The organism is Glutamicibacter sp. X7, from assembly GCF_054889245.1.
Genome location: NZ_CM142678.1, coordinates 976,828 through 1,002,048, shown reverse-complemented (window position 1 = coordinate 1,002,048; position 25,221 = coordinate 976,828). Strand labels below are relative to the sequence as shown.

The 25,221-nt window shown below is 61.2% G+C and carries 26 protein-coding genes and 1 riboswitch; of the genes, 11 read left to right on the top strand and 15 right to left on the bottom strand.

The genetic code is table 11. The features are described from left to right. Positions 1-151 precede the first annotated feature (151 nt). Positions 152-580: a hypothetical protein gene (locus ACYU0X_RS04920; RefSeq protein WP_418908680.1), complete on the top strand. Its 429-nt coding sequence runs from the start codon at positions 152-154 to the stop codon at positions 578-580. On the opposite strand, the gene ACYU0X_RS04915 is transcribed toward ACYU0X_RS04920, so the two are convergent. Together ACYU0X_RS04915 and ACYU0X_RS04910 are read right to left on the bottom strand one after the other, a co-directional pair. Then, positions 577-2,199, bottom strand: coding sequence for an amidohydrolase (locus ACYU0X_RS04915; RefSeq protein ID WP_461902287.1), 1,623 nt, complete (start codon positions 2,197-2,199; stop codon positions 577-579). The two genes, ACYU0X_RS04920 and ACYU0X_RS04915, sit on opposite strands and share 4 nt — an antisense overlap. A 46-nt stretch (positions 2,200-2,245) precedes the next feature. Further along, entirely contained in the window at positions 2,246-3,655 is a 1,410-nt protein-coding gene (locus tag ACYU0X_RS04910) for an APC family permease (protein WP_461902286.1), read from the bottom strand. Positions 3,656-3,786: 131 nt separating this feature from the next. Between ACYU0X_RS04910 and ACYU0X_RS04905 the strand changes: the two genes are divergently transcribed. From ACYU0X_RS04905 to ACYU0X_RS04890, 4 genes are all read left to right on the top strand, one after another. After that, entirely contained in the window at positions 3,787-4,794 is a 1,008-nt protein-coding gene (locus ACYU0X_RS04905; RefSeq protein ID WP_418908677.1) for a LacI family DNA-binding transcriptional regulator, read from the top strand. Positions 4,795-4,882: 88 nt separating this feature from the next. Further along, positions 4,883-5,446 (top strand): dihydrofolate reductase family protein, encoded by a 564-nt coding sequence (locus tag ACYU0X_RS04900; RefSeq protein ID WP_418908676.1) that lies wholly within the window; start codon positions 4,883-4,885, stop codon positions 5,444-5,446. A gap of 241 nt (positions 5,447-5,687) precedes the next feature. Next, a complete protein-coding gene (locus ACYU0X_RS04895; RefSeq protein ID WP_461902285.1) occupies positions 5,688-7,484 on the top strand; it encodes an ATP-binding cassette domain-containing protein in 1,797 nt (598 codons plus the stop codon). Positions 7,485-7,831: 347 nt separating this feature from the next. Beyond that, the gene (locus ACYU0X_RS04890; protein WP_418908674.1) at positions 7,832-8,182 is read left to right on the top strand and encodes a hypothetical protein; all 351 of its coding nucleotides are present in this window, start codon (positions 7,832-7,834) and stop codon (positions 8,180-8,182) included. Between the two features lie 101 nt (positions 8,183-8,283). On the opposite strand, the gene ACYU0X_RS04885 is transcribed toward ACYU0X_RS04890, so the two are convergent. From ACYU0X_RS04885 to ACYU0X_RS04875, 3 genes are all read right to left on the bottom strand, one after another. Then, positions 8,284-9,270 carry a DMT family transporter gene (locus ACYU0X_RS04885; RefSeq protein ID WP_461902284.1) on the bottom strand — a complete coding sequence of 329 codons (987 nt, stop codon included), beginning with the start codon at positions 9,268-9,270 and terminating at the stop codon, positions 8,284-8,286. Between the two features lie 94 nt (positions 9,271-9,364). After that, the gene (locus tag ACYU0X_RS04880) at positions 9,365-10,285 is read right to left on the bottom strand and encodes a GNAT family N-acetyltransferase (RefSeq protein ID WP_418908671.1); all 921 of its coding nucleotides are present in this window, start codon (positions 10,283-10,285) and stop codon (positions 9,365-9,367) included. 3 nt (positions 10,286-10,288) lie between these two features. Beyond that, the gene (locus tag ACYU0X_RS04875) at positions 10,289-11,674 is read right to left on the bottom strand and encodes a glycine--tRNA ligase (RefSeq protein ID WP_309408289.1); all 1,386 of its coding nucleotides are present in this window, start codon (positions 11,672-11,674) and stop codon (positions 10,289-10,291) included. A gap of 163 nt (positions 11,675-11,837) precedes the next feature. On the opposite strand from ACYU0X_RS04875, the gene ACYU0X_RS04870 reads away from it, so the two are divergent. After that, positions 11,838-12,062, top strand: a complete 225-nt coding sequence (locus tag ACYU0X_RS04870; protein ID WP_418908670.1) for an RNA-binding S4 domain-containing protein — start codon at positions 11,838-11,840, stop codon at positions 12,060-12,062. On the opposite strand, the gene ACYU0X_RS04865 is transcribed toward ACYU0X_RS04870, so the two are convergent. Continuing rightward, positions 12,059-12,718: an alpha/beta hydrolase gene (locus ACYU0X_RS04865; RefSeq protein WP_418908669.1), complete on the bottom strand. Its 660-nt coding sequence runs from the start codon at positions 12,716-12,718 to the stop codon at positions 12,059-12,061. The genes ACYU0X_RS04870 and ACYU0X_RS04865 overlap by 4 nt on opposite strands. Before the next feature lie 54 nt (positions 12,719-12,772). Here ACYU0X_RS04865 and ACYU0X_RS04860 point away from each other — a divergent pair, with 54 nt between their 5' ends. From ACYU0X_RS04860 to ACYU0X_RS04850, 3 genes are read left to right on the top strand one after another with little or no spacing between them, the layout of a single operon-like run. Beyond that, the gene (locus tag ACYU0X_RS04860) at positions 12,773-13,618 is read left to right on the top strand and encodes an SGNH/GDSL hydrolase family protein (RefSeq protein ID WP_418908668.1); all 846 of its coding nucleotides are present in this window, start codon (positions 12,773-12,775) and stop codon (positions 13,616-13,618) included. A gap of 15 nt (positions 13,619-13,633) precedes the next feature. Next, complete coding sequence (locus ACYU0X_RS04855) at positions 13,634-14,371, top strand: class I SAM-dependent methyltransferase (protein WP_418908667.1); 738 nt, start codon at positions 13,634-13,636, stop codon at positions 14,369-14,371. A 4-nt stretch (positions 14,372-14,375) separates the two neighbouring features. Next, positions 14,376-14,600 (top strand): hypothetical protein, encoded by a 225-nt coding sequence (locus ACYU0X_RS04850; protein ID WP_461902283.1) that lies wholly within the window; start codon positions 14,376-14,378, stop codon positions 14,598-14,600. A 13-nt stretch (positions 14,601-14,613) separates the two neighbouring features. Here ACYU0X_RS04850 and metX read toward each other — a convergent pair whose 3' ends face one another. Beyond that, on the bottom strand, positions 14,614-15,765 hold the full coding sequence (gene metX, locus ACYU0X_RS04845) for a homoserine O-acetyltransferase MetX (RefSeq protein WP_461902282.1): 1,152 nt from the start codon (positions 15,763-15,765) through the stop codon (positions 14,614-14,616). A 5-nt stretch (positions 15,766-15,770) separates the two neighbouring features. Beyond that, positions 15,771-17,114 (bottom strand): bifunctional o-acetylhomoserine/o-acetylserine sulfhydrylase, encoded by a 1,344-nt coding sequence (locus ACYU0X_RS04840; RefSeq protein ID WP_461902281.1) that lies wholly within the window; start codon positions 17,112-17,114, stop codon positions 15,771-15,773. 92 nt (positions 17,115-17,206) lie between these two features. After that, positions 17,207-17,326, bottom strand: a riboswitch (SAM riboswitch). Positions 17,327-17,679: 353 nt separating this feature from the next. Here ACYU0X_RS04840 and ACYU0X_RS04835 point away from each other — a divergent pair. Continuing rightward, the gene (locus tag ACYU0X_RS04835; protein ID WP_418908664.1) at positions 17,680-18,324 is read left to right on the top strand and encodes a VOC family protein; all 645 of its coding nucleotides are present in this window, start codon (positions 17,680-17,682) and stop codon (positions 18,322-18,324) included. 53 nt (positions 18,325-18,377) lie between these two features. Here ACYU0X_RS04835 and ACYU0X_RS04830 read toward each other — a convergent pair whose 3' ends face one another. Both ACYU0X_RS04830 and ACYU0X_RS04825 read right to left on the bottom strand, forming a co-directional pair. Continuing rightward, complete coding sequence (locus tag ACYU0X_RS04830; protein WP_461902280.1) at positions 18,378-18,815, bottom strand: GNAT family acetyltransferase; 438 nt, start codon at positions 18,813-18,815, stop codon at positions 18,378-18,380. Between the two features lie 10 nt (positions 18,816-18,825). Further along, positions 18,826-19,599 (bottom strand): CPBP family intramembrane glutamic endopeptidase, encoded by a 774-nt coding sequence (locus tag ACYU0X_RS04825; RefSeq protein ID WP_461902279.1) that lies wholly within the window; start codon positions 19,597-19,599, stop codon positions 18,826-18,828. A gap of 91 nt (positions 19,600-19,690) precedes the next feature. Here ACYU0X_RS04825 and ACYU0X_RS04820 point away from each other — a divergent pair, with 91 nt between their 5' ends. Then, on the top strand, positions 19,691-20,530 hold the full coding sequence (locus tag ACYU0X_RS04820; RefSeq protein WP_461902278.1) for an aminoglycoside phosphotransferase family protein: 840 nt from the start codon (positions 19,691-19,693) through the stop codon (positions 20,528-20,530). On the opposite strand, the gene ACYU0X_RS04815 is transcribed toward ACYU0X_RS04820, so the two are convergent. The 5 genes from ACYU0X_RS04815 to ACYU0X_RS04795 all read right to left on the bottom strand — a co-directional run bounded on the left by ACYU0X_RS04815 (position 20,527) and on the right by ACYU0X_RS04795 (position 25,181). Continuing rightward, positions 20,527-21,312 (bottom strand): DeoR/GlpR family DNA-binding transcription regulator, encoded by a 786-nt coding sequence (locus ACYU0X_RS04815; RefSeq protein WP_461902277.1) that lies wholly within the window; start codon positions 21,310-21,312, stop codon positions 20,527-20,529. The two genes, ACYU0X_RS04820 and ACYU0X_RS04815, sit on opposite strands and share 4 nt — an antisense overlap. Next, entirely contained in the window at positions 21,309-22,031 is a 723-nt protein-coding gene (locus ACYU0X_RS04810) for a copper homeostasis protein CutC (protein WP_461902276.1), read from the bottom strand. Before ACYU0X_RS04810 ends, ACYU0X_RS04815 begins: the two co-directional genes overlap by 4 nt. A gap of 16 nt (positions 22,032-22,047) precedes the next feature. Beyond that, positions 22,048-22,905: a carbohydrate ABC transporter permease gene (locus ACYU0X_RS04805; protein WP_309408312.1), complete on the bottom strand. Its 858-nt coding sequence runs from the start codon at positions 22,903-22,905 to the stop codon at positions 22,048-22,050. Between the two features lie 3 nt (positions 22,906-22,908). Next, positions 22,909-23,832 carry a carbohydrate ABC transporter permease gene (locus tag ACYU0X_RS04800; protein WP_461902275.1) on the bottom strand — a complete coding sequence of 308 codons (924 nt, stop codon included), beginning with the start codon at positions 23,830-23,832 and terminating at the stop codon, positions 22,909-22,911. Between the two features lie 95 nt (positions 23,833-23,927). Beyond that, the gene (locus ACYU0X_RS04795; RefSeq protein ID WP_461902274.1) at positions 23,928-25,181 is read right to left on the bottom strand and encodes an extracellular solute-binding protein; all 1,254 of its coding nucleotides are present in this window, start codon (positions 25,179-25,181) and stop codon (positions 23,928-23,930) included. Between the last annotated feature and the right edge of the window lie 40 nt (positions 25,182-25,221).

Sequence of the window (25,221 nt, the reverse complement as noted above, 5' to 3'; positions counted from 1 at the left end):
CTGCCGGTGCCAGAAGCCCGCGCGGCGCGAGCCCTGATCGTCTCGGCGGTGCGGGAAGCCTGCGGCGCCTAGTAGCTACGTGCAGGCCCGTTCTATGCCGCCGATTGAGCGCATGGATTCCCACGCCACCGAATCACATAGACTCGAAACCATGGAGTGGACATTTTTTGCTCTGGCAGCAGCCGTACTTTTGTATCTAGTGCTCGATCGGACGACAACAAAGCGTGGCAGAGCGGAACCAGTTGAGCTCTCCGCCCATGAGCAGGAAAGAATCAGTCGGCTCCTGACCGAGGGCCACCAGATTGCGGCCATCAAGGCACTACGTGCGGCGGTGCCGCAGCTCGGCCTGCGGGCGGCCAAAGAGTTGATTGACCACTGGCCACCCGCAGGAGAACGCCTCATCATCGATCCGAACCAGCGCGCCACCAGCGCTCTGAGCCCGGCGGCTAGGTCCGAAATAGAGCTCTTACTAGCCAACGGGCAAAGGGTGAAGGCCATCAAGCGCCTTCGACGCCACACCGACCTCAACTTGCTCGAGGCGAAGGAACGAATCGATCGTTGGACTTCCCAGGCGGACTAGTGGGCCCGATAGGTAATCAGTCCATCGGATACGGTCAACAGCACCTGCCCCTCGGCAAGTTCTTCGGGGGCGACACGTAGCGGGTCTACGTCTAACACCGTAAAGGATGCTGCGGCGCCGACGGCGAGCGTTCCTCCGCTGCGACCGATGGCCCGTTGCGGGCCGGTGGTGAATCCAGCCAACGCTTCGGCGGCAGTAATCGCTTGCTCGGGCAGAATGGGTGCGGCGTTCGAGTCATGAACCGGCCGACGTAGCTGCGCATCGGCCATAATCGGCAACACCGGATAGGGGGCGACCGGGAAATCGGACCCGAGAGCCAAAATTGCCCCAGCGTCCAGCACATCACGCGTACACCACGCACGAGCCGCCCGGTCCCGGCCCAGACGCGTGGACCAGTCATCGCTGCCGTCGGCCTTGGTGTAATGCGTGCAATGCGTTGGTTGCATGCTGGCGGCGATGCCGGCTGCCGCCAGTTGGTCGATGACCGGACGAGGCACCGATTCGATATGTTCGATGCGGTGCTGCACGCCATTGCTCGGCAGGGCAGCCAACGTTTGAACTACCTCGCGAATCCCGCGTTCACCGATGGCATGGGTGGCGGTGGGCACCGAGGCGGCGTGCAACTGGGCGACGCGCCGTGCGTAGGCACCGATTTCGCCCCACGCCGAGGCGGTCGACTCCCCCTTGGTATCCGGGGTCTCAAGCCACGCGGTTCCGCCCTCCACGGTTCCGTCGATGAAGAACTTCACCCCTTCCACGCGCCATCGGGCCCCGCCATCACCCTGGATCGTGATTAGCTCGGCGCACTGTTCATCGCTGAGCGCCGGGGTGCACCAGGGCGAAATGCGCAACTTCACCGGTAGCGGCCCCTGCGCCTCGGCGGCGGTGAGCAGCTCGTGGGTCCGCGGATGGTTCATGTCCATCACATGCACCTCAGCAATGCCCTGCGCCGCCATCGCCGCAAGCAATTCGTGCAAGGCAGCGACCTCCTCGTCCAGGCCTTGCTCGGGCAGGTGAGCCTGCGCCTGACTCATGGCTTCGAACTCAATCAGGTGCCCGGTCGGACGCCCCTGTGCATCGACCACAACACTCGAACCGCTGGGCCAAGTTCTGGCGGAGTCGATGCCTGCCACCGCCAGGGCAGCCGGCGAGACGATTGCCGAATGCGCGTCGAACAGCGTGACATATGCCTTCCGTTCCTCGCCCAAAGCGTCTACCAGCACCTGATTACTGATTCCTCCGGTCACGAAGAGGTTCGGATCCAGCCCCCACCCCAGAACCCAGTCATCCGGTCCCTGCTGCTCTGCCTCCGCACGCAACGCCACGACGACCTCATCCAGCGAACAGCACCCGGACAAGTCGGCTCCGCGAGCCATGCTCAAGCTCATGATCGGGTGGGCGTGCGCGTCGGTAAAGGCAGGAACCAGCGTGCCGGGCAATTCAATGAGCTGCGTGTGTTCGCCGGCCAAGGGCACGACATCGGAGGCATTTCCGAGCGCGCTGATAATGCCGTCGGTTACGGCAATGGCGTTCAGCTCTTGCGTCTTCTGCTCCGTCAGTGGGTGTATGCGACGGGAGACAACGATCAGATCCGGTGCGGCCTGGGGTGTGGCGGTCATAGATTCACGATTCCGTTCGGTGAGGTAGGCGATGGGTAGGGTCAGGTCAGTTGTGTTGCGGGCCGGTGGCCGTGGAGACCGGTTCTCCGCTGGCCTCGGTCTCGACCTCGGTAAAGTCCATGGTCGGGACCGGGCGGCGGAAGAATCCGGTTTTGGCGGCGAGAATGCCCACGCCCAATAGCGCCCAGATGCCACCAACGACCCAAGTGACCGGATCCAGCGAGGTCCACAACCAGATGCTCAGGGCGAAGCCGATGCCGGGCAACAGGCCGTAGCGAATCAGCGAGAGCACACCTCGTGCGGGCTCTCCGTCGCGCGGGAACAGGTAACTGCGGATGACCGAAAGGTTCACCATGCTGAAGGCGGCCAGGGCTCCAAAGCTGATCATGAAGGCGACCTGGTCCAGCGAGAGAAACAGGCAAGACAGTGCAATGAGCGAGACGATCGTGGTGGAGAAGACCGGGGTCTTGTAGCGTGCCGAGAGGGCGCCGAATCGGCGCGGAAGAATCCCGTCACGGCCCATGGAGTAAAGGATGCGAGAGACGGAGACCTGACCGGCCAGTCCCGAACCGAGGCAACCGGCGATGGTGGCGATCACCATGGCGATGCCAAAGACCGGGCCGCCGACGAAGTTGGCCAGCACCACACCGGCGGAGTCCAGCAGGTCCTGTGGCACGGTCGCCCAGTTCTCCGGACGGTAGGCCAGGGCACCAATCCACGAGACCACGATGAAGATACCGCCGCCGATCAGCGTGGTGAGAATAATTGCCCGGGGAATATCGCGGTTTGGACGGCGCGCCTCCTCGGAGAGCGTGGAGACCGCATCGAAACCAAGGAAGGACAGCGCAAGGATGCCCGCGCCGGTGAGAATCGGGCTAAAGCCCGCGGCGCCGGGGAGGAAGGGCTCGAGCAGTCCCGGTGCGTTGGGATCGTTGACGGCCAGTTTCAGCGCGAGTATTCCGAAGGCCACGACGACGGCGGTGGAGATGGCCACCGTCGCAATATTGAACCGGCTGGCCAGTTTAATGCCCAAGACGTTGAACAGGTAGACGAGCAACACCGCCCCGAAGGCGGGGATCTGCATGGGGATACTGGGAAATTGGCTGCTGACGTAGAGTCCCAGGATCAGGAAGTTCAACATCGGAATGAACAGGTAGTCCAGTAGCAGCACCCAACCGGTAATGAATCCGGCCGCTCCCCCGTAGGACTGCTGCACATAGGTGTAGGCGGAACCGGCGACAGGGAATTTGCGCACCATCGCCGCGTAGCTCAAAGCGGTGAACAGCATGGTGATCAGGGCAACCACGTAGGCCAGTGGCAAGCGCCCCTCGGTGATCTGGTTGACGATGCCATAGGTGGTAAAGACCGTGCCAACGGCCATATACGAGAGCCCGAAGAGGGTCAGCCCGATCAGCCCTAGGGCCCGGCGTAGCTGTGGGGTCGTTTGCTGTTCCATGAACTCTCCTTTGAGACGGTCAGCGCGGTGATGATTGGGGCGCGAGCGGCGCCAATGAGGTTAACACTAAATCGATTAAGTGAGCTGCGCAATAGCCGTCCCGCAGGCTGAACATCTGTTACGTTCAATGCATGGCCCCGAAGTTTCGCCCCGTCACCCTCAAGCAGGTCGCCGAAACCGCCCAGGTTTCGCGCGCCGCCGCTTCCTTCGCACTTTCCGGGCGTCCCGGGGTTTCGGAAGATACCCGCAACCGAGTGCTCAAAATTGCCACCGAACTTGGCTATAGTCCAAACCAAACCGCACAGAATCTGCGCTCGTCACGCACCGGGATCGTCGCGGTCTACCTGCCCGAAAATGTGTCCGCCCTGGGGTATTACATGGAGGCGACCTTCGGCATCATCGACGCCGCGGAACTCTCCGGACGCACCGTCACCTTGGTGCCACACACGAACGGGGCACCCCACGCCACCCGGCTGAACGCCGACGGGCTGATCATCATCGACCCCACTCTCGAAGACCCCCATGTCGATAAGCTGCTTGATCTGGGCCTACCGGTGGTTACCGGTGAAGAGATGCCCGATCCAAACCATCGGGTGTCCGGTGCCGTCATTGCCGATCACGCCAGCTCCACCCGCGCCATCCTGGACCGCTTCGCCGCGGCCGGATCCCGGGCACCGGCCATTATCACCACCAAGGAACGCATGTCGTGGTCGATGAGCATCGAGCAGTGCTACCGGGATTGGTGTGCCGAACGCGGGCTGGATGCCCGCATCGAGGTCTCCGCCATGGACCTGATCGTCGAGGACACCCGACGGGCCACGCGAAAGTTGCTCGATGACGGAACCACCGACGCCATCTTGGCCCTCACGGACGGTTCGGTGCTTACGGTCGCCGGATACGCCGCCGAATCTGGCCGACGCATCGGCAAGGACCTGTTCATCGCCGCCGCCGTGGACTCCCCGGTGCTCGGTTACATGAACCCCAGCGTAACCGCCGTTGATCTCAACCCCCGCGATTTCGGGCAGCGGTGCATGAACATGCTCGAACGCGTTCTGGACTCGGAGCAGGCCGAAGACCAAGGCCCGCTCACCGAACTCGTGCCCACGAGGGTCGTCTTCCGAGACTCGACCGGCGGCTAGAGCGTGGGTAGCCATTGCGCTACCGCGCACCCGGTCCTAGGCTGGGCGTGCACGGCCTAGGACAGCGAGATGACACCGGAGGCGTTCCATGGGCAGCTTGAGCTATACCGCGACCATTTCGCTCGATGGCTTTGCGGCCGGCCCGGATGGAGACTTCCAGTTCGGGGCTCCCGATGCAGAGGTTTTCGCTTTCCACGTTCAACGCATGGAGCATATTTCCACCGAAATCTTAGGGCGCAAAACCTACCAGCTCATGACCTACTGGGAACAAGCACCCGAAGGTGAACAGTGGAGGGCCGACGAGGCTGAATTCTCACGCCGGTGGCGCAATTTGCAGCGTATGGTGATCTCTTCCACGCTCACTGACCACGACCTGAGTCATCCGGGTACGGAGCTTCGTCCGCACCTACCGCTGGAGTCATTGCGAGAGATTGTCCAGCAGGCTCCGGGCGAGGTCGAAATCTTTGGGCCCACCACCGCGGCACCGGCGATCAAGGCCGGAATGGTCGACAACTATCGCTTCTTGATCGTCCCGAAAACCCTCGGGGGCGGCCTCGCCGCGCTACCTGCCCAAGTGTCGCTAGATCTGCGCCTGGCCGAACATCGAATCTTCGGCAACGGTACCGTTTATCTGCACTACGTGAACCGCTAACCACCGCCTCAGCCGGCCCGGGCACTTGTCCACGAACGATTCATGGCGTACATTCGTGCTCATGAAGACTTGCAGCTAGCCCCTCATTCCGCGCCCGAGGCGTCCGGTTGGCTCTGCATCTAGGTTTTCCTCTCCCCCTTTGCTTTTGATCTAGCGGGGACCCCTCCCTGTTCAGGCCCCAGACCGCGGTTGTCCGTGTAGCCCGGCGGAATGTCACCTTCATTCCGAAAGGCGGTGGCCCATGCCCGCTTCCCAGACCTCTACGTCTCCTTCCCTAACCGCCGCACAGCGTGCCGGCACACGCACCGATACCGGTGGTGGACAACAGCAACTCACCGTGGATTCGCTGAGCTTTAGCTACCCGGATCGGCGGGTACTGAGCAAAATTAGTTTCGCCGCCTCTGCTGGCCAACGCATTGGCCTCGTGGGTGAAAACGGCACCGGTAAATCCACACTGCTGGCGCTGCTCGCCGGCAAGCTCACGCCCGAAAGCGGATCGATACTGCGCCCGCAACACGTGGGACTACTCGAGCAGGAGTTGCCCTACCCGCCCGATACCCCACTGGTGCAGATCCTTGACGACGCGCAGCACCATGCGCTGACGTCGCTGGCGACCATGGAATCACTGGGCGATCAGCTGGCGGCACATCCGCACGATCCGCAGATCGCCGACGCCTTCGCGGCCGCGCTCGACGAGGCCGAACGTAGCCAAGCCTTCGCCGCCGAGGCCCGGCGTGCCGAAATGCTTCGCGGCCTCGGACTCGGCGGCATAGACGAACGTCGACGACTGGGCGAGCTCTCCGGTGGTCAAATCGTGCGGTTGTCGCTGGCCTGCCTGCTGTTGCGGGCGCCCTATCTGCTGTTGCTTGATGAGCCATCCAACCACCTCGACGACGCCTCCAGCGCCTATTTGGAACAGGTGCTTAGCCGCTGGCCGGGGATCGTGATTCTTGCCAGCCACGACCGCGCGCTACTGGATGCGGTCAGCACCGGGATTCTGGATCTCGACCCGTTGCCGGTGCCGGCCAGTGAACTCGCCGACGCTGCCGCAGCGGACGGCGAAAGCTCTGCCGCCGACGCGATTGCCGCGGATTCGGAGGAAACCAGCGACACCGGCGCCGGGTACGGCGCGCGGTTCTGGGGACTGGGCTATTCGCAGGCCCGTCAGGAACGTCGCGAGGAATTGCGGCGCTGGCGGGAGCGCTACGCCCGGGAACTCGAGCAACGCAACGCCCTGCACCATGAAGTCGCGGTGGGCTCGCGTGAGGTAAACCGTAAGCAAGAGTCCAAATCCGAGTCGAAGATTAGCCAGAAGTTCTATGCCGACAAGGACGCCCGGGTCACGGCCCGGCGGGCCCGCAATGCGCGGATGCGGCTCGAAGCGCTCGAGCGCGACCGGGTACGCCGCCCACCACAACCTCTGGAATTCGCCGGTTTCGGTGAACAATTCCACGATTCAGCCCCGGAGCTTAGGGTGAACTCGCTGCGCATACCCGGGCGCTTGGCTGAGGTGTCCTTCACCCTCGAGCCCGGTGCCAGGCTGTTGCTCAGCGGTCCGAATGGTGCAGGTAAATCCACGTTGCTCTCGGTGCTTGCCGGCGTGCTCGACGCTCCGGAAGACACGCTACAGATCGGCACCGACGAGAGCCGTCACCGGGTCGGCTATCTGCCCCAGGAGGTGAGCTTTGAGCACCCGAGGCAGTCTGCGGCCGAGTATTACCGCTCTGTGGTGGGGTTCGATCGCGCCGAGGCCACGCCCTTGGCACTAAGTGGTTTGTTGGCCGAACGCGACCTGCACCGTCCGGTGGGCGAGCTGAGCGTGGGTCAACGCCGCCGATTGGCGCTGGCAACCCTCGTGGCCGATCCCCCGGAGCTGTTGTTGCTCGATGAGCCCACCAACCATCTTTCGTTAGCGCTGGTGGAGGAGCTTGAAACGGCGTTGAACCAGTATGCCGGAACCTTGCTCATCGCCACGCATGACCGTTGGCTGCGCTCCCGTTGGAAGGGCCAGGTGCTGAACCTAGTGCCCGAGGCCTAGGGGTGTCCGGTACGTCAGTTGATGGTTCGGTGAACCCGCTTTAAGTCACCGGGTTCTTCCGTTAACCCGATGCCTTACTTGGACTCGGAGCGCTCACAGACGAGGCGCGGAAGCGGATCGAACTACTGCTACCGGCCAACCGTCGGTGTTAGTGTAGCCAGTACACCGAGTACATCGTCAAAAACCGGGTGAAATGGTGCGCGCAAGGCGCGCGCATGCGGGGCGGTTTGGTCCCGCGCCGCTTGCGTTGGAGTGCTTTGCCCGCTCTGCGCATCGCGGTCTGGGGACTACCGCATTCGCGAAGAGTGCACCATTCGAACCTCACACACGTGCTAGGAGTGAACCACATGACGTCGAACCAATGGTGGGCGCTTGCCATCACGGCAGCAATTCCGCTCGTTTCCTGGGCGCTATGGCAGCAGGTCCCATTCGCGCTCAGCGTCGTCTTCGTCGCTGGGGCGCTGTGCCTCGCAGCCCTCGCCTGGTTCCTGCCGAAGGCGCCGACGATGCCCACGTTGGCTTTGGCCGGGGCACTCTGTTTGACGGCGATTGTCATGGGCGTGATTGCAGTCAAGTCGACGGGTGAGACCATGAACGGCTGGGCATTCTTCAGCCTGGCCGTGGGCGCCGGCATCTGTCTCGAACGCCGCAGATCGAATGGTGGCCGCGGGGTTGTTGCACGGACCAGTGACATCTGAGCTGGTTCGCTCTCCGGAACGCCGGCTCGCTCTCTGTCCTCAGGAGCTCGTTCACCGCGCAGCTTGCCCGCGAAGTATTGCACGCTCCGAGGCCCGGCCCACTACACCGTGCGCCGGGCCTCGGCCGGTGCCGAGCGGCTCGGCAAGGCGGCGATAGCCGCGGCGAGCATGGTCAGCACGGTTCCGGCCACGGTAGCCAGTGACAGGACGGTACCGGCCGTTGGCACCAGCAGATCCAATAACAACGAACCAAGTAGCTGCCCACAGATCATGCTCAACCCGGTAACCAGCACCCCGAGTCGGCGCACCAGGAAGGCGGCTACCCCCACGAAAATACAACCCAGAAGGCCCCCTGAGTAGTACCACCAGATACTTGGAAAACTTTGCGGCATGCCATTGGCCGACCAGCGCAGGGCAAGGAGCAATCCCAAGATCAGGGTGCCGACCAGGAAGTTCATAAAGGTCGCGGCCAGGGCAGAGCCATAGGCGTTGGCCTGCACACCTACCGCGGCAGACTGGAACCCGAGAAGCACACCGACGGTGAGCGTGCAGACCACCGGCAACACAATCAGTCCCAGGTGATTCGCAAGCTCCAAGCGTGGGCTCACGGCCCAGAGCACCCCGCCAACGGTCAAGAGTGCGCCAATCAGTCGCGTGGCACTAATGCGGCGGGGCCCACCGGGACCGAACCCGATCCGATCGATAACCAGCGATCCGATACTTTGACCGGTCACCAAGGCAACGGTAAACAGGGCGACGCCAAGCGCGGGAACGACGACCGATTGGCTGGCCACGGTAAAGGTTCCCACCACACCGGCCAGCAGGAACCACCAGGGAAATTCACGACGTTTCAACACTCGCGGGATTCCCACCACCGCCCGGCGGGCTTTCGGTAACACGACGGCCAGCAAACTGAGCGCCACCAATCCCATACAGAAACTAATGGTGGAGGCGGTCACCGGGTCGCCCAACGTGGTGCTCAGCGCTCCGTTGATCCGGCTTTGGATCGGTAACAGGGAACCGCCAAGCAGGGCCACAATCAGTAGCAAGAAGCCGAGGTTTTTCGGCGGGCGGGTGGGTGAGGCCATTATCGGCTGGCTCCAGTGGGTTAAAAGCGGTGGGTCGGCAAGGGCCCGGGCGGAACCATGAGGTTCCACCCGGGCCCAAGCTTCGGTGGCGGGATTAGCCGTCCGAAGCGAGAATATGCGTGGTCGAAATGACCGTGGCCTGCTCAACGCTGGCCAAGGCATCAACCAGCGAGGACAGCACGAACATCGACGAGTCGACTTCGAGCTTGATCGGGTACTGGTGAATCAGCATCGATACAAGGTCACGCAGTGGTTCGGCCACCTCGTCATCACTGAATTCCGGGTTGAAGCCAACCAGCACATCGCTGGGTGCCTGTTCGCGGGCCGGAATGTAGCTTATGGCGAAGGCCAGAATCTTACCGCCGTGGATCTTGGGACGGTCGCGTAGCACCAGGGCGCCCTGCGCTCCGGTATTCACGTCCAACAGCATGCGCTGCGCCGAACCAACGGTCATCTGCGCCGGATCCCACTGATGGGTGGCGTTGTAGAAGTCCATGACCACCTGGGTCAGTTCCACGCTACCGGTGGCGATATCTTCGATGACCGCCTCGGTGTCGTCGAAACGCGGTTCGGCCAGGGCACCCGGTTCCAAGATCACATCGCGTGAGATCTGAATTTCCTTGAGCCCCAACGCGGCACAGAACCCGGCGGCCGCGGCCGCGTCATCTCCTGCGGTCACGGTGTACCGCGCCTTGAGCTCACTGGTCTCGGTGGACGGGATGAGCTCGCGGAGCTTGGCCACAAGGGTTCGGCCCACACCCTGCCGGCGGTGCGCCGGGGCCACCTCAACATAGAGCCACAGGCGTTGCGGGTGCAGCGACGAGGCAAAGACCACGCCCGCGGCGATGGCCACCGAGTCTTCGGTGGCTACCAGGGTGCGGGAAAACGGTGCATCGCTGTCGGCACGCAGCATCGTGCGGTCTTGATGCGCCTGCGGCGAGCGCGGGTCTCCGAGGACCTGAAGTAGTTCCAGGTCATCGCCGGAGCGCCAGGGTCGGAAGGTCAGCTCGCCCAAACCCTAGGCTCCGTTCAGACGCTCGGAGAGGTACGCCGACACCTGGTCCAGCGCGACGCGTTCCTGCGCCATGGTGTCACGCTCGCGGATGGTCACCGCCTGGTCCTCAAGGGTGTCGAAGTCCACCGTGATGCAGAACGGGGTACCGATCTCATCCTGGCGACGGTAACGGCGCCCGATGGCTCCGGCGTCGTCAAAGTCGATATTCCAGCGCTTGCGTAGTTCGGCGGCCAGGTCCTTCGCCTTCGGCGACAGGTTCTCGTTGCGGCTCAGCGGCAACACGGCGGCCTTGACCGGCGCCAGGCGCGGATCGAGCTTCAGCACGGTGCGCTTATCCACCCCGCCCTTGGTGTTCGGTGCCTCGTCTTCGGTGTAGGCATCCACCAAGAAGGCCATCATCGAACGGGTCAGGCCGAAGGACGGCTCGATCACGTAGGGGATAAAGCGTTCGCCGGTGGCCTGGTTGAAGAAGGACAGCTCGGTGCCCGAGGCCTTGGAGTGGCTCGAGAGGTCGTAGTCGGTGCGGTTGGCCACACCCATCAGCTCGCCCCACTCGGAGCCCTGGAAGCCGAAACGGTACTCGAAGTCGATGGTTCCGGCCGAGTAGTGCGCACGCTCGTCCTCGGGGACGTCGAACTGGCGCAGATTCTCCGGGTTCATGCCCAGGTCGATGAACCAGTCCCAGCAGTACTTGACCCACTCGTCGAAGTGCTGTGCTGCCTCGTCTGGTGCGGTGAAGAACTCGATTTCCATCTGCTCGAATTCACGGGTGCGGAAGATGAAGTTTCCCGGAGTGATTTCGTTACGGAAGGCCTTACCGATCTGGCCAATGCCGAACGGTGGCTTCTTGCGGCTAGCGGTGAGCACGTTGTTGAAGTTCACGAAGATGCCCTGAGCGGTCTCCGGTCGCATGTAGTGCAGGCCGGTTTCGCTATCCACGGGCCCCAGGTAGGTCTTCACCAGACCGGAGAAGAGCTGCGGCTCGGTGAACTGTCCCTTGGTGCCGCAATCCGGGCAGGCGATATCGGCCATGCCGTTCTCCGGGGCGCGACCCTTCTTTGCCTCGTAGGCCTCGATCAGGTGGTCCTGACGGTGACGCTTGTGGCACTGGGTGCACTCCACCAACGGGTCGGTGAAGGTTGCGACGTGGCCGGAGGCTTCCCACACAGCCTTGGGCAGGATGATCGAGGAATCCAGACCCACCATGTCTTCGCGGCTGCGCACGAAGTGCTGCCACCATTCGCGCTTGATGTTTTCTTTCAGCTCGGTTCCCAGCGGTCCGTAATCCCATGCGGAGCGGGAACCGCCGTAGATCTCACCGGCCTGGAACACGAAACCCCGGCGTTTTGCCAGAGAGATTACCTGATCAAGCTTGGACTGTGGCGCCATATCAACTCCAAAGGACATTACGAGGCCGCTGGTTGCGGTCCGTAGGAAACACATACCCGTTAAGCCTAGCGCCCCGGGCAGGGATGGACGAAGTGTGTGCCATGTGGCATCTTTTACATCCCTGCCCGCACCGGCTCACCGCTGGATGCGGAACAATGGGGGTATGAGCACCGAAATCTTTGACCTGGAAATCCGTGACGAGTCCATTCGCCTCGGGCAGCTACTAAAACTCGCCTCCCTCGCCGAGGATGGCATTCACGCCAAGGAACTGATCCAGGCCGGAGAGGTGACCGTCAACGGTCAGGTCGACACGCGCCGTGGCGCACAGATTCAGCCCGGCGACGTGGTCTGCGTTAACGGCGAATGCGTACGGGTCCGCAGCAACTAAGCTTGCTCGGCCTGAGCCAGGACGTGGTCGGCGAGGAAGCGGGCCACGTCGCTAATCTCTTCGGCACACACGGAGTGCGCGATCCCCTGATACTGCTCGCTGGTCAGCACGGTATGTTCCGGCACCCACTGCAAGGTATAGGCGATCTTATCCGCGGTAATTACCGGGTCGGCGGTGTCACGCCCCCAGAACATCGGTAGCGGGCGGGCCCGCAGCGCCTCATCGTCAAAGAAACCATCCTCGGGCATCTGTACCGCGAAACCGGACAGTCCGACCACCGCATCAATGGCCTCGGGGCGGTGGCGCGCCAGCGACGTGGCCATGGCCATGCCCTGCGAGAATCCCAACAGGGTCACCGATGAATGTTCGGCGCACAGTGGCTCGAGCAGTTCCCAGAGGCCGCGCACCGCATACTGCACTGCGTCGACCGAGTAGTCGATCTCGCTGGTCAGCGGGAACCAGCTAAAACCGGGGCCGGCGGACAAGGGCGCGCGGACCGAGAGGTAGGTGAAGTCCTCGGGCAAGTAGCGGGCCAAGGACATGAGGTCTTCTTCATTTGAACCGTATCCGTGCAGGAGCACGAGCAACGGGGTACCAAGTCGTTCATCGTCGGTTCGCGAAATCAGGGCGACCGGAGCGGTGTTTTCAATTCCCATAATGCCCCAAGCCTACCTATGTACCTTTTATGACTGATGAGTAACATAACTACTGTGACCCAAAATATTGACCACGAAGCACCGCAGCATCCCTGGCACCGCTACGTCGCATTGGGAGACTCTTTCACCGAGGGCATCGGCGATCCCGATCCGCATAACCCCGGACGGCACCGTGGCTGGGCCGATCGGGTAGCGGAGGAGCTAGCCCGGCAAAATCCGGGCTTCTCCTATGCCAACCTCGCCATCCGTGGACGCCTCATCCGGCAGATCATCGATGAGCAAACCGAGCCGGCCAAGGCCCTGCGCCCCGATCTGATCAGCGTCTGTGCAGGCGGCAACGATGTGCTGCGCCCCGGCGGGGACCCGGATAGCATCGCCGAACTTCTCGATGGTTTCATCGCGGATTTGGCCAGTACCGGCGCCAGCATCCTGCTGTTCACCGGTCCGGATATCCGAGATACCCCAGTATTGGGCGGAATTCGCGGCAAGGTTGCCATCTATAACGAGAACGTGCGCACGGTCGCCGCACGCCACGACGCGATTGTGGCGGACTTGTGGGCCATGCGGCAGCTGCATCAGCCGGTCATGTGGTCAGAAGACCGGTTACATTTCTCGCCGCTAGGACACCAGCAGATCGCAGCCATGGCCTTAGATTCGCTGAACGTCTCGCATGAACTCGACCTGGACATCGCCGTCGACCCGGATCTGCGTTCTTGGCGCGAGGCTCGCATCGATGACCTGCAATGGGCCCGTGAGCATCTCGCCCCGTGGGTGCTACGCCGTCTGCGGCACCAGTCCTCCGGCGACGGAATCACCCCCAAGCGTCCCGAAGCGGTACCGTTTTCAACGCAACGGGCAAACGATTCGCTCGGCGCCGGTGCCGAAAGCGACCAGCTCTAGCGCAAAGGACCGGCCATGGCTTACACCCACCCACAATTGGCAACGCTCTACGATGAGGATAATCCCGACGGGCCGGATCATGATTTTTATCGAGCCTTAGCCGAAGAGATTCAGGCCGAGGTAATTGTGGATGTGGGCTGTGGCACCGGCCTGCTGACGGTGAGCTTGGCCGCCGAAGGACGAACGGTTGTAGGACTAGATCCGGCCGCGGTGATGCTCGAACAGGCACGGCAACGCCCCGGCGCTGAGCGCGTGCAGTGGATTGAGGGAGATAGCACTTCACTACCTGCGTTGCGGGCAGACTATGCGGTGCTCAGCGGCAATGTGGCGCAGCATATCCCCGATCCGCAGTGGCAACGCACGCTGAACGACCTGCACGAACGGCTCAGGCCGGGCGGGATGATCGCCTTCGAATCACGTAATCCGCAGGCGCGCGCTTGGGAATCCTGGGTCGGCGAAGGTAGTACGACCAGGCACACCGCGGCCCTCGGCCCGCTTCGTGAATCCACGCAGCTGCGTGGCATAACCGGTGAGGTGGTTTCGCTGCGTTTCGAAACCCAGCGACTAACTACGGGGCAGCAAATCGTTGAGGACCTGGACCTAGTCTTCCGCACGCGGCAGCGCATCACGGAACAGCTAGTACACGCTGGATTTACCCTCAGGGCCGTGTATAGCGACTGGCAGCACTCCGCTTTTACCGGTACCGAGCCGCTGATGATCTTCGTGGCTACTGCCGGGACGCGGCGGAGCTGATCAGATGCGCCGGTCGTCGATCTCCGTCCGCATGGCGGCGCTGATCAGCGCCCTCTTTGCCATGCTGAGCTTCTGGTCTCTGGGCACAGGGAACGACCGGGCAGCTATAGGCTGTGGCGCTATGGCCGTGCTCTGGGTGGGCGTGTGCCTCTGGCGCTCCCGCCAACGAACTACGGCCCGCAACCGCGAAGCTCCATCGCATACTGAGGAGTCGGATTACGGGCCGTAGCGCATTTCCATATTTAGGGCTCTTGCTCGAAAACCAGATGGCTGAGCACCCCGTGCAGCTGTTTGGCGTCCGTCAGGAAACCATCGTGGCCAATGGGTGAGTCGATGTAGTACACCGGCTTCGGCACAGGCAGTGCCGCGGCCAGCCGTTCGGACTGTTCCGGGAAGTACAGTCGATCGCTACGCACTGCCGCAATTACCACGTTGACCTCCGCGAGCCGGGCCAATGCCGCCTCGAAGGAATCGAAACCACGCGCGATATCGTGGCTCATCAGCGCCTCGGTGAGCACCACATAGCTGTTCGCATCGAAACGGTTGACCAGCTTGCCGGCCTGGTGGTCGAGGTAGCTCTCCACCTGGTAGCGACCGCGTGGCCAGGTTGCAGATCCCAGTGGTTGTTCTTGGCCCTGCGCCGTCCGCCCGAAGCGGTGTTCCAGTTCCGCCTCGGAACGGTACGTAATGTGGGCCAATTTGCGGGCGATACCCAAACCCGCATCGGGGCCTACGGCATTTGCGTAGTAGTCCCCTTGAGCGAAGTATGGGTCCTGCCGAATCGATTCGATTTGCACCTGAGCGAAGGCGATCTGTTCGGCAGTGGACTGACCGGTGGCAGCCATAACCACCAGATTCCTCACCCGATCCGGATACTGCACGGCCCATTCCAGAGCGCGCGCTCCACCCATGGAACCACCCATCACCGCATGAAACACGTCGATCCCCAGTGCATCGGCGAGTTTCGCCTCGACGTGCACCGCATCGCGAATTGTGGTGAACGGGAAGCGCGACCCGTAGGGACGGCCCTGCGCGTCGTGGCTCGATGGCCCGGTGGAACCGTTGCACCCACCGAGCATATTGACGCTGAGCACGAAATATTTATCCGTATCCACGGTGAGCCCCGGACCGACGAAGTCCGCCCACCAGCCGGGCTGTGCGGCATGCCCGGTTGCCACATGTGCATCTCCGGTCAGCGCATGCAGCACCAGCACCGCGTTGCTGCCCTCGGCATTGAGCGTGCCAAAGGTTTCGTAGGCCAGTTCCACCTCGGGCAGGTACCCGCCGGTTTCAAAATGGTGCTCACCCACGGACAGGCGGCGCACAATGCCGTCCTTCCCGTCGATGGTCGGGTGATCCGAATACGTCGGCTCGGTAGTCACGGGTATGCTCATATGCCTTAGTGTGTCTCTTGCAATTCCTTCGAGCCGAGCTCACCTACGGCGGCGAAGCCGAGCTCGAGATCGGCCAGAATGTCCTGGATATTTTCGATGCCCACGCTCAACCGCACGAGGCCCGGACGCACACCGGCGGCCAGACGTTCCTCGGCGGAGAGCTGCGCGTGGGTGGTGGAGTCGGGGTGCACCACCAGCGAGCGCACGTCGCCGATGTTGGCAAGGTTGGAGTGAAGCTTGAGTCCATCGACGAAGGCTTGCCCGGCGGCGGTGCCACCGGCCACTTCGAAGGCCACGATGGCCCCAACACCCTGCGGAGCGTACTTCTGCCCGCGCTCGTACCATGGCGACGAAGGTAGCCCTGCGTAGCTGACGGATTCGACCAGTTCGTGCTGTTCAAGGAATTCCGCCACGGCCTTGGCATTGGCCACGTGGCGCTCCACGCGCAACGACAACGTCTCAAGTCCCTGTGCGATCAGGAACGCGTTGAAAGGTGCCACCGCGGAACCGAGGTCACGCAGGAGCTGGACCCGGGCCTTGAGGATGTAGGCCAAGTTGGCCCCGAGAATGCCGTTGACGCCAAGGTCACGGGCGAAAACCAAGCCGTTGTAGGACTCATCCGGGGTGTTGAAGCCCGGGAATCGTTCCGGGTCCTTAGCGAAGTCGAAATTCCCGGAGTCAACGATTACGCCAGCGATGGCGGTGCCATGTCCGCCGAGGTACTTGGTGGCCGAATGAATGACAATATCGGCGCCCCACTCGATCGGACGGACCAGGTACGGCGTCGCTAGGGTGTTGTCCACGAGCAGCGGCACACCGGCTTCATGGGCCACGGCGGCCACACCTTCGATGTCCAGCACGTCCTGGCGCGGGTTGGAGACTACCTCACCGAAGAAGGCCTTGGTGTTTGGACGCACGGCCTCGCGCCATGCCTCGAGATTGTCCGGATCGGCCACGAAGGTAACCTCAATGCCCAGACGCTTCAGGGTGTGCTTGAGCAGGTTCTGCGTACCACCGTAAAGGCTGGGGCTGGCCACGATGTGATCGCCGGCTTCGGCGAGGTTCAGAATAGCGAAACTGGTTGCCGCCTGCCCGGAGGACAGTAGCAGTGCGCCCACGCCGCCTTCGAGATCTGCGATGCGGTTTTCGACGGCTTCCTGCGTTGGATTGCCGATGCGGGTGTAGATCGGCTCGAGTTCTTGAAGTGCGAATCGTGCCGCGGCGCTCTCGGCACTCGGGAAGACGAACGATGTGGTTTGGTAGATCGGTAGCGCACGTGCACCGGTCACCGGGTCGGGTGTCTGTCCTGCGTGGATCTGACGAGTTTCAAAGGACCAATTTTGGCTCATGGTTTTCCTCCAATTAGTTCATAACTAGTTAGGGGTACACCACTGAAAACACACCTGCATGGAAGACCACACGGTGGCGCCTTCCAGGGAGTAACCCGCGCTTGTCCTGAGCACGCATCTGCGTGCAGGGCCAGGTCTTCACCCGGGGCACCCCACCGCGGTTGGAGGGTTGCCGTCCAGCGAGCCGGGGCTTGTCACTGGAACTCATGACCTAGCTATAAGTCTGCCGACTGTCGAAGAATTTTGCAATCTGAGACTTATTGACGTGACGCAGTGGGTCACAATCACGTAATCAGGGAATTTGATCAAAGAATATTCGACTAGGACCCCGAGGCGGGAAACTCTGGACAGAAAACCGCGCGCCTTCAGAATGCAACGCGCTTACCTAGACACCACCATCCCCCATGCCTCACATCGCTACACAGCGATCGAGCAAACCAACTCGAGGGCGGCACTTAGGATGAGCCTTGCGGTTTACTCCAGCAAATAGGCTCAATGACGGGCCCAAACGCAACTAAGGTGAACCTAAGTCGAGACTTGAATCACATGGTGCAATGATGTAGCCATGATGAGGCTAGATCACGTTTCGTACGCTTGTGGCCCAGATGGGCTGATGCCTACTGCCGAGCGGGTATCCAAGACCTTGGGATTGGATTTCGTCAAAGGTGGCGTGCATCCACGATTCGGAACTCGCAACGTAATTTTTCCGCTAACGAACAATCAGTACCTCGAAGTTGTCGAGGTACTGAATCACCCGGCCAGTGACAAGGCCCCCTTCGGCCAAGCGGTGCGGGCCCGCTCCGAGGCCGGCGGCGGCTGGATGGGCTGGGTTGTCTCACTCGATGACCTCTCGGACGCCGAGCAACGGCTGGGTCGTGAGTCCGTGCCGGGTAACCGCAAGTTCCCAGATGGCCGTGAGCTGACCTGGCGCCAGATCGGCATCAAGGGACTCATCGCCGATCCGCAGGTCCCCTACCTAATTCGCTGGGACGAGGGCACAGAGGAATTGCACCCCTCACGCGCGCTAGAACCGCGCGGTTCGATTTCGCAGATCTCAATCGCCGGATCACGTGATCGGGTACTCGAATGGCTTGGACAACCGCGTGAGGTAGTCCTAGGCGACGTCATCATGAATTACCAGGCGCCGAACGGGACTCCTGGCATCATGTCGGTTACCTTCGAAACTCCGAATGGCACCGTGGTTCTTTAGAACTTTGCAGTGTGTGGTCGGCATACCAATTGGGGTGTGCCGACCTCCACGTTTTAAGACAATGCATCCTGCGTCTGCGGAAGAACCATTCCCAGCACCTCGACGCGTTGTCTTTCAAAACCCAAGGCCCGATAGAAGTCACGGGCCTGCTCATTGCCATCGCGCACCATCAATTGGACCTTGGGTACTCCTCGCTGCTCAAGCCAACTCGTCCCCGCCTGCACCATTGCACGCCCGAAGCCTCGACGTCGCGCACTCTGAGCTACCGCAAGATAATAAAGCCACCCACGGTGCCCGTCGTGGCCTACCATCACCGAAGCGCCCAGCTGCCCGTTGACCATCCCGAGGAGCAGATCCGACGAGGGCCCAGTGATAGCGCGGCTGATATCTGCTCGAGCATCATTCCAGGGTCGCAATAGCTCGGCCTCCTCCCACAATGAAATCAGGGCGGTACCGTGTTCTTCGGTGGCGGCAACAATTCTGATGTCCATGATCCATCTCCTAATTTCCGATGCCGATGGCCGGGCCAATGAGCATAAACCCGACAAAGCCCACCGCATCTAAGAGGAAATGGGCTATCACTAGTGGCATTACCCGGCCATAACGCTGATAAATCCAGCCGAAGACCAGTCCCATGACGAAATTGCCGAGGAACGGTCCGACGCCCTGATAGATGTGATAGCTACCGCGCACGAGCGCTGAGACCACAATGATCGCCATAGGCGAGAGCCCGAAGAACTTCCGGTAGGCACCGAGAAAGGCCAGCATGATGACTTCTTCGAGAATTGCATGGCGCGCTGCGGATAGCAGTAGTACCGGAATGCTCCACCAGTATTCGGCTAAGTTTGCTGCGTGCAGCGCTGTAGTGATCCCTAGAGCCCGGCCTGCCGCATAGAGGCCCAAGGTGCCTAATCCCATGGCGAGGAAAAGTGCCGCACCCATTAGCAGGTCCCGGAATGGACGCCGCAGGTCGAAACCAATGTCATGGATGGTACGCCCGAGGGTCAGGCGCAGGAAGTACAGACTGAGCACCACCGGGACGAGCGCAAAAAGTATGTCGAGGAGCTGGTAAGTCAGGTCCAGATAGGGCCGCGAACTTAGTGAGTCATTCAGCGACGTAGTTTGCTCCCCCAGCGGCGCACGCGTGAGCTTATCGAGGAAACTGACCAGCGAATACACGGCGCTTTGTCCCAGTGATAGGGCCAGCACCAGTAGCACTTCGAGACGCGGTGAACGATCGGTGCGGGACGTAACGGCAGGCAGTTGAGGTCTCACCCCATGATCATAGGCAGTGACTGCTGTGTTTGCGCTGAGCGAGTAGCGGCTAGGGTTGGTTCTGAACCCACATGTCAATGCGAGGATCCTGATGACGTCGTTAGCTTTAACTGCCGAACGAGAATTTGCCCGCGACTTTTATCCGTCCGTCGACTGGGAGCAGGCCACTATCAATACCGGCGGGCAATTTCACCGGGTGCTCATTGCCGAAGGGCAGGCCGTGATCCGAATGGCCCGTACTAAGCAGGCAAGTGACGACATGCCGCGGTCGGTGCAGTTGCACGCACGCATGAATGAACTACTGGACTATCAAGTCCCTCGGCCGTTGAGTGGCGTTGGACGGTTTCAAGATCTCAACGCGGTCGTGATGAGTTATGTTCCGGGTACCGCTCACCCGCCGCATCAAGGCGATCCTCAGGTATTACGCCGCGTGGTGACCGAGCTGGCTCGGATTCCCCTCGGTGAGCTTGAGGGATTACTAGCCGAACCTTTCGCATTCCGAGGTCCATGGACCGAAACACGGATCGCCGAAACCTACAACGGGTTGCCCGTTGAGCTCCGCGCCCCCGCCCAAGCGTTGTGGGCCCAGCTTCCGATGCTGGCTCAGGTTCCCGCGGGCCTCGTTCACGGCGATCTAGCGGGTCATAACATGCATTGGGTCGATGGAGAACTCGTTGGGCTTCTCGACTGGGACTTAGCCGCCAGATGGGATCCTGCGCTCAACAGCGCGTACCTTGGGTTATGGCATGGGCGCGAGTTGATCGAAAAGATTGCACCCGATCCGGCAACCGCCCACCGCGCCAAGATCTGGTTGGGGCTCATGTCCCTCGAACGGGTAAGCGATACGCTCTCGCGCGACGACAACCCACGGATGGATAAGCTCCTGGCCAAGGTCGCCCCGCGCGTAATGGACGCCGCGGCGGTACTTTAGTCCGCGTTGATCACCGGTAACCCGGAGGCTTCAAGCCCGGCGCGCTGCGGTTCGCTGAGCTGATCATCGGTGATGACGCCGTCAACTTCTTCACGGTCCAAGATAATGAACGACCGGGACCCAATTTTCGTGGAATCAACCACTAGGTAGCTGTGTTCGGCTTGCTGAATCATCTGCTCATTAATGGCTGCCTCCATCTCATCGCCAACCATGGGTCCGATCGTCGGATCGAGCCCATTGACTCCCACGAAAGCCAGATCCAGAGTGATCTTCGCTAAAGCGCTCTGGGCCAACGGGCCGACCAATTCGTAGGAACGGGCGTTGAGCACCCCTCCGGTAACCATCACACGAATATGAGGTCGCACCGCCAGTAGCGCAGCAATATTCACCGCATTGGTTACCACGGTCAAGGTAGTTCGCCCCGGTTCGCCCACCAGATCCTCGCGCATCCCAAGTTCGGTGGCAATTGCCTTGGTAGTCGTGCCGCCGGAAAGCCCGACCACCATGTCTTGTCGCACCATCGAGCTTGCGCGCTTGGCGATCTGCGCCTTTAGCCCATCGTTGGTGTCTTTTTGAAATCGAGCCGGCAATTCATAGGCCACCGTATTGGAGACGGCACCGCCATGGGTGCGAGTCAGCAAGGACGCTGCGGCCAGCGAATCCAAATCGCGGCGGGCAGTGGCTGGAGATACTTCGAGCCGTTGCACGATTTCGTCAACATCGAGTTGTCCTCGGGCTCCCAAAAGATCCAAGATCTGGTTGAGACGTTCCTCGCGCTTCATGATGTTTCCTCGCTCGTTAGTTGAGCCGCAGCGGACATGGTCCGATCCACACTTTGTCGTAGTAAGCCGACCATCTCAGCATCGACACCGATGGTTCCGGCCCAAGGTTGTTTGGCCGAAAAATGCACCGCACTAGCTCCATAGGCCACGGCCTGGGCAATGGCTTCGGCGGTCATCCCGCCTCCAGCCATAATCTGGATCTGTCCCGCGGATCGCGTGGCCAGCCGCCCAATCATCGCCAGGCCATCAACCGCGGATTCTTTCCCTCCACTAGTCAACACGCGATCGACGGGCAGAGCAAACAATGAGTCCAAAATCGCAAGTGGGTCGGTGGCCTCGTCGATGGCCCGATGGAAGGTAATCTCCAGTTCGGGGTTTACCTCAAAAGCGGCCGCGGTCACTTCCTGCAGGCAGTGCGAATCCACTGCTCCCGAAGCGTCCAGGGCGCCGAGCACCAAGCCGTGCACACCGGAGCGCGCCAAGGATCGGGCCTGAGCGACTAACACAGCGCGGTCGTCGGCGTCGTAGTGAAAATTACCAGGCCGGTGCCGTAACAGAGCGTGAACGCCGCGCGCTGGCGCGTGCTCCAAGATCAATTCAAGAACTTCAAGGCTGGGCGTCAGTCCGCCCAGTTCCAGAGCTTGGCAAGCCTCAACCCGGTCGGCTCCGGCGGCCGTTGCACGTTCTGCGCAACGGCCGCTGGTCGCAACGATCTCCAAGCAAAGCGGAGCCACGCTACTTCACCGCACCGGCCGACAGACCGCCGATCAGACGCTTCTCGATCAGGGCGAAGAGGATAATCACCGGGACGATCGCCACGATGGAGACACCAAACACGTACTGCCACGCAGTGGCGTACTGTCCCACGAACTTCGTTAGCGCGACCGAAAGCGGCTGGTTCTCGGCGGTGGAGAGGATCACCAGCGAGGCGGCGAATTCGTTCCAGCAGGTGACGAAGGTGAAGATCACCGCAGTCACGATGCCCGGCCAGACTAGTGGCAGGTTGATCGTAAACAGCACTCGTAGCTTGCCTGCACCGTCGATTTGCGCGGCCTCGTCGATCGACTTGGGTACACCGGCAAAGAATGAATGCATGATCCAGACCGCAAAGGCTAGATTGAAGGCGGCGTTGATCAGGATCATGGCCACCCAGGTGTCGTGCAGGTTCCAGGCCAACATCTGTTTGAACAGACCGGCGGTCAGTACCGCAGGCTGTAGCATCTGCGTGACGATCACCAAGAACATGAAGACCATCTTGCCGGGGAAGCGGAAGCGTGCGGTGAAGTACGCAGCTGGGGTTGCGACTAACAACACGAGTAGTGTGGCGCAGACGGAGATGACGATCGTGGAGATCAGGTTATATGGGACAGGCGTTTCCGGTGTATCCCACATGCTGGCATAGTTCGAGAATTGAAATCCGTCGCGCGGCATGTAGGACGGCGGAATCGAGAGGATCTCAGACTGGGTTTTGAGCGACCCGATGAACATCGTGACATAGGGAATCAAGAAAACGGCGGCCACGATCAGTCCGACGGCCATTCGGGAGATGACGACCTTACGCGGGGCGCGGTCCTCTGTAGTTAGCAGCGCCATGGCTTAGACTTCCTGCATCGGCTTGACGGTTTTCACGTAGATCGCGACGATCACGAGAACGATGGCGAAGTTGACCACGGACAGTGCCGAAGACAAGTCGAGCCGGCGATCGAACTGCAGCACCTTGAAAATGTAGGTCATGAGGGTGTCGGCGTCGTTGCCCGGAATTGAACCGGTCATCACACGGAGAATCGGCAGGTTGTTGAATACGTTGATGATGTTGATGAGGACCGACACCGCCAGCGCGCTTCGCAGTTGCGGCAGGATCACGGAGAAGTAGGTGCGCCACCGTCCTGCCCCATCCATTTTGGCTGCTTCAAGGGTCTCGTCCGGCACGGCTTGTAGCCCGGCTAGGATCGTGTAGGTCGTGAAGGGAATGGATACGAAGACCGCCACCACGATGGACACGGCAATGGCCGGTACCGCGTTCTTGGTCCACCCGAACCCCTCCTCCAGCACGCCTAGGTCAACGAGAAACTTGTTGAACAGCCCGTAGTTGGGATCCATGGCGTAGTAAAACAGGGTCGTGGTCATCACCACGCTGGCTGCCCATGGCACGATGACGGCCATGCGCACCAAGGTGCGTCCGGGAAAGGGCTTGTTCAAGAATTGCGCTAGGGCCAGTGAAATCACCACGGTCAGCAGTACCACGATGATCACCCAGAAAAAGGTGTTGATCAATATGCGAGGTAGGGCTGGGTCGGCGAAGATGGTCGCGAAATTTTTGAACCCTACCGATTCGAGATCGGTGCCCACCTGCGAAATTTTCCGGGTGGAGTTATAGATCATGTAGCCGGCCGGGAAAACGACGATGGCTAGAATCAGGGCCAGCGCGGGGCCGATCCAAGGCAGTGAGGCCCACCAGCTTTGATCATGTTTGCGAACCCGGTATTTCGGGGCGGTTGCGTCGCGCACTGCGGTACTCATGATGTTCTCTCTTTCATGATGCCGGATACCTACTCATGGCACGGGCCCGGCGAAGGCTTTCGCCGGGCCCGTTGACCTGGGTGGGTGGTTGCCGACTAGTTGCTCGCGGCGTCGGCCTTGGCTTGAATGCCGCCCAGTACGTCCTCAGCGGACTTACCGGTGGCGATTTCACCCATCATTGACTTGAAAGCACCGTCGGTCGCGTTCCATGCCGGGTTGGTAGTTGGGTAGAAAACGGCATTCGGCAGCAAATCTAGGAATGGCTTCAGGGTCTGGTCCCCGTCCAACTGCTCGGAGCCGGACTTGGTGGTCGGCAGGAAGCCCTCGGCACTCACCCATTTGGTGTAGACCGGTGCGGAGTAGAAGTAGTCCATAAACTCCTTCACTGCCTCGCTCTTCGAACCGTCGTTCTTGAAGGACATCAGGCGATCGGCCACACCGAGGGTGGCTGCGGAGCCGTCCTTGGTAGCAACCGGCGCAATGCCGTACTTCAGGTCCGGGTTTTCCTTCTCAATCTGCACCGCGGTCTGCGGCAAGCCGTAGGCAAAGCCGACCTTACCCTGAATGAAAGTATTGAGCATCGGGGTTCGCTGGGTGGCGCCGGGATCGTTTTGCGTGACCCCGTCCTCGATCATCTTCTGCATGAACTTCGCCGCCTCGATATTGGCCGGAGTGTCCACGCTGATCTTCTCCGCGTCCCCGAAGTTACCCCCATTACCGGCGAACCAGATCAGCGATTCGCCCTGGGCTTCTTCACTGCCCAATGGCATTCCGTAACCCGCGGCCTTGGTCTTCTCGCTGATCTTTTTCGAGGCCTCGTAGAGTTCGTCCCACGTGGTTGGCACCTGTTCAACGCCGGCTTCTTTCATGAGCGTCTCGTTGTAGAACAGTGCACGAGCCGAAGCGATCAACGGCAGGGCGTACTGGGTGCCCTCATAGGTCTCCGCGTCGGCGAAAGACTGCTGGAAGTCGGCGAGGGTTTCGGCCGAAGCAATGTCAGAGGCCGGGGCGAGCAACCCTTCGGCGGCGTACTCGGCGAAGGCACCACCGTTGTAGATATCCGGAGCCTGATTGCCTTGCAACTTCGTCTTCAGCACGCCTTCGAGATTGTCCCAAGACTGCACCTCGAGATTGATGTCGATATCTTCGTGCTCGGCTTCAAAGTCCTTGATCACGCCTTCCCACAGAGTTTTGGTCCCGGTCGAATAGGTCGGAACCAGCATGTTCAACGTGGTGCCACCGTCTTCACCACCCTGAGAGCCACCACCGCCGGAGAAACCGCAGGAGGTCAGCAGCAGTGCTGAGGCGGCCGAGAGGGCCAGGATGGATGTGCGTGCCGTGCGTTTCATTATTGCTCCCCATGGAATGTCGTGCGTGCCGGTGATGGAA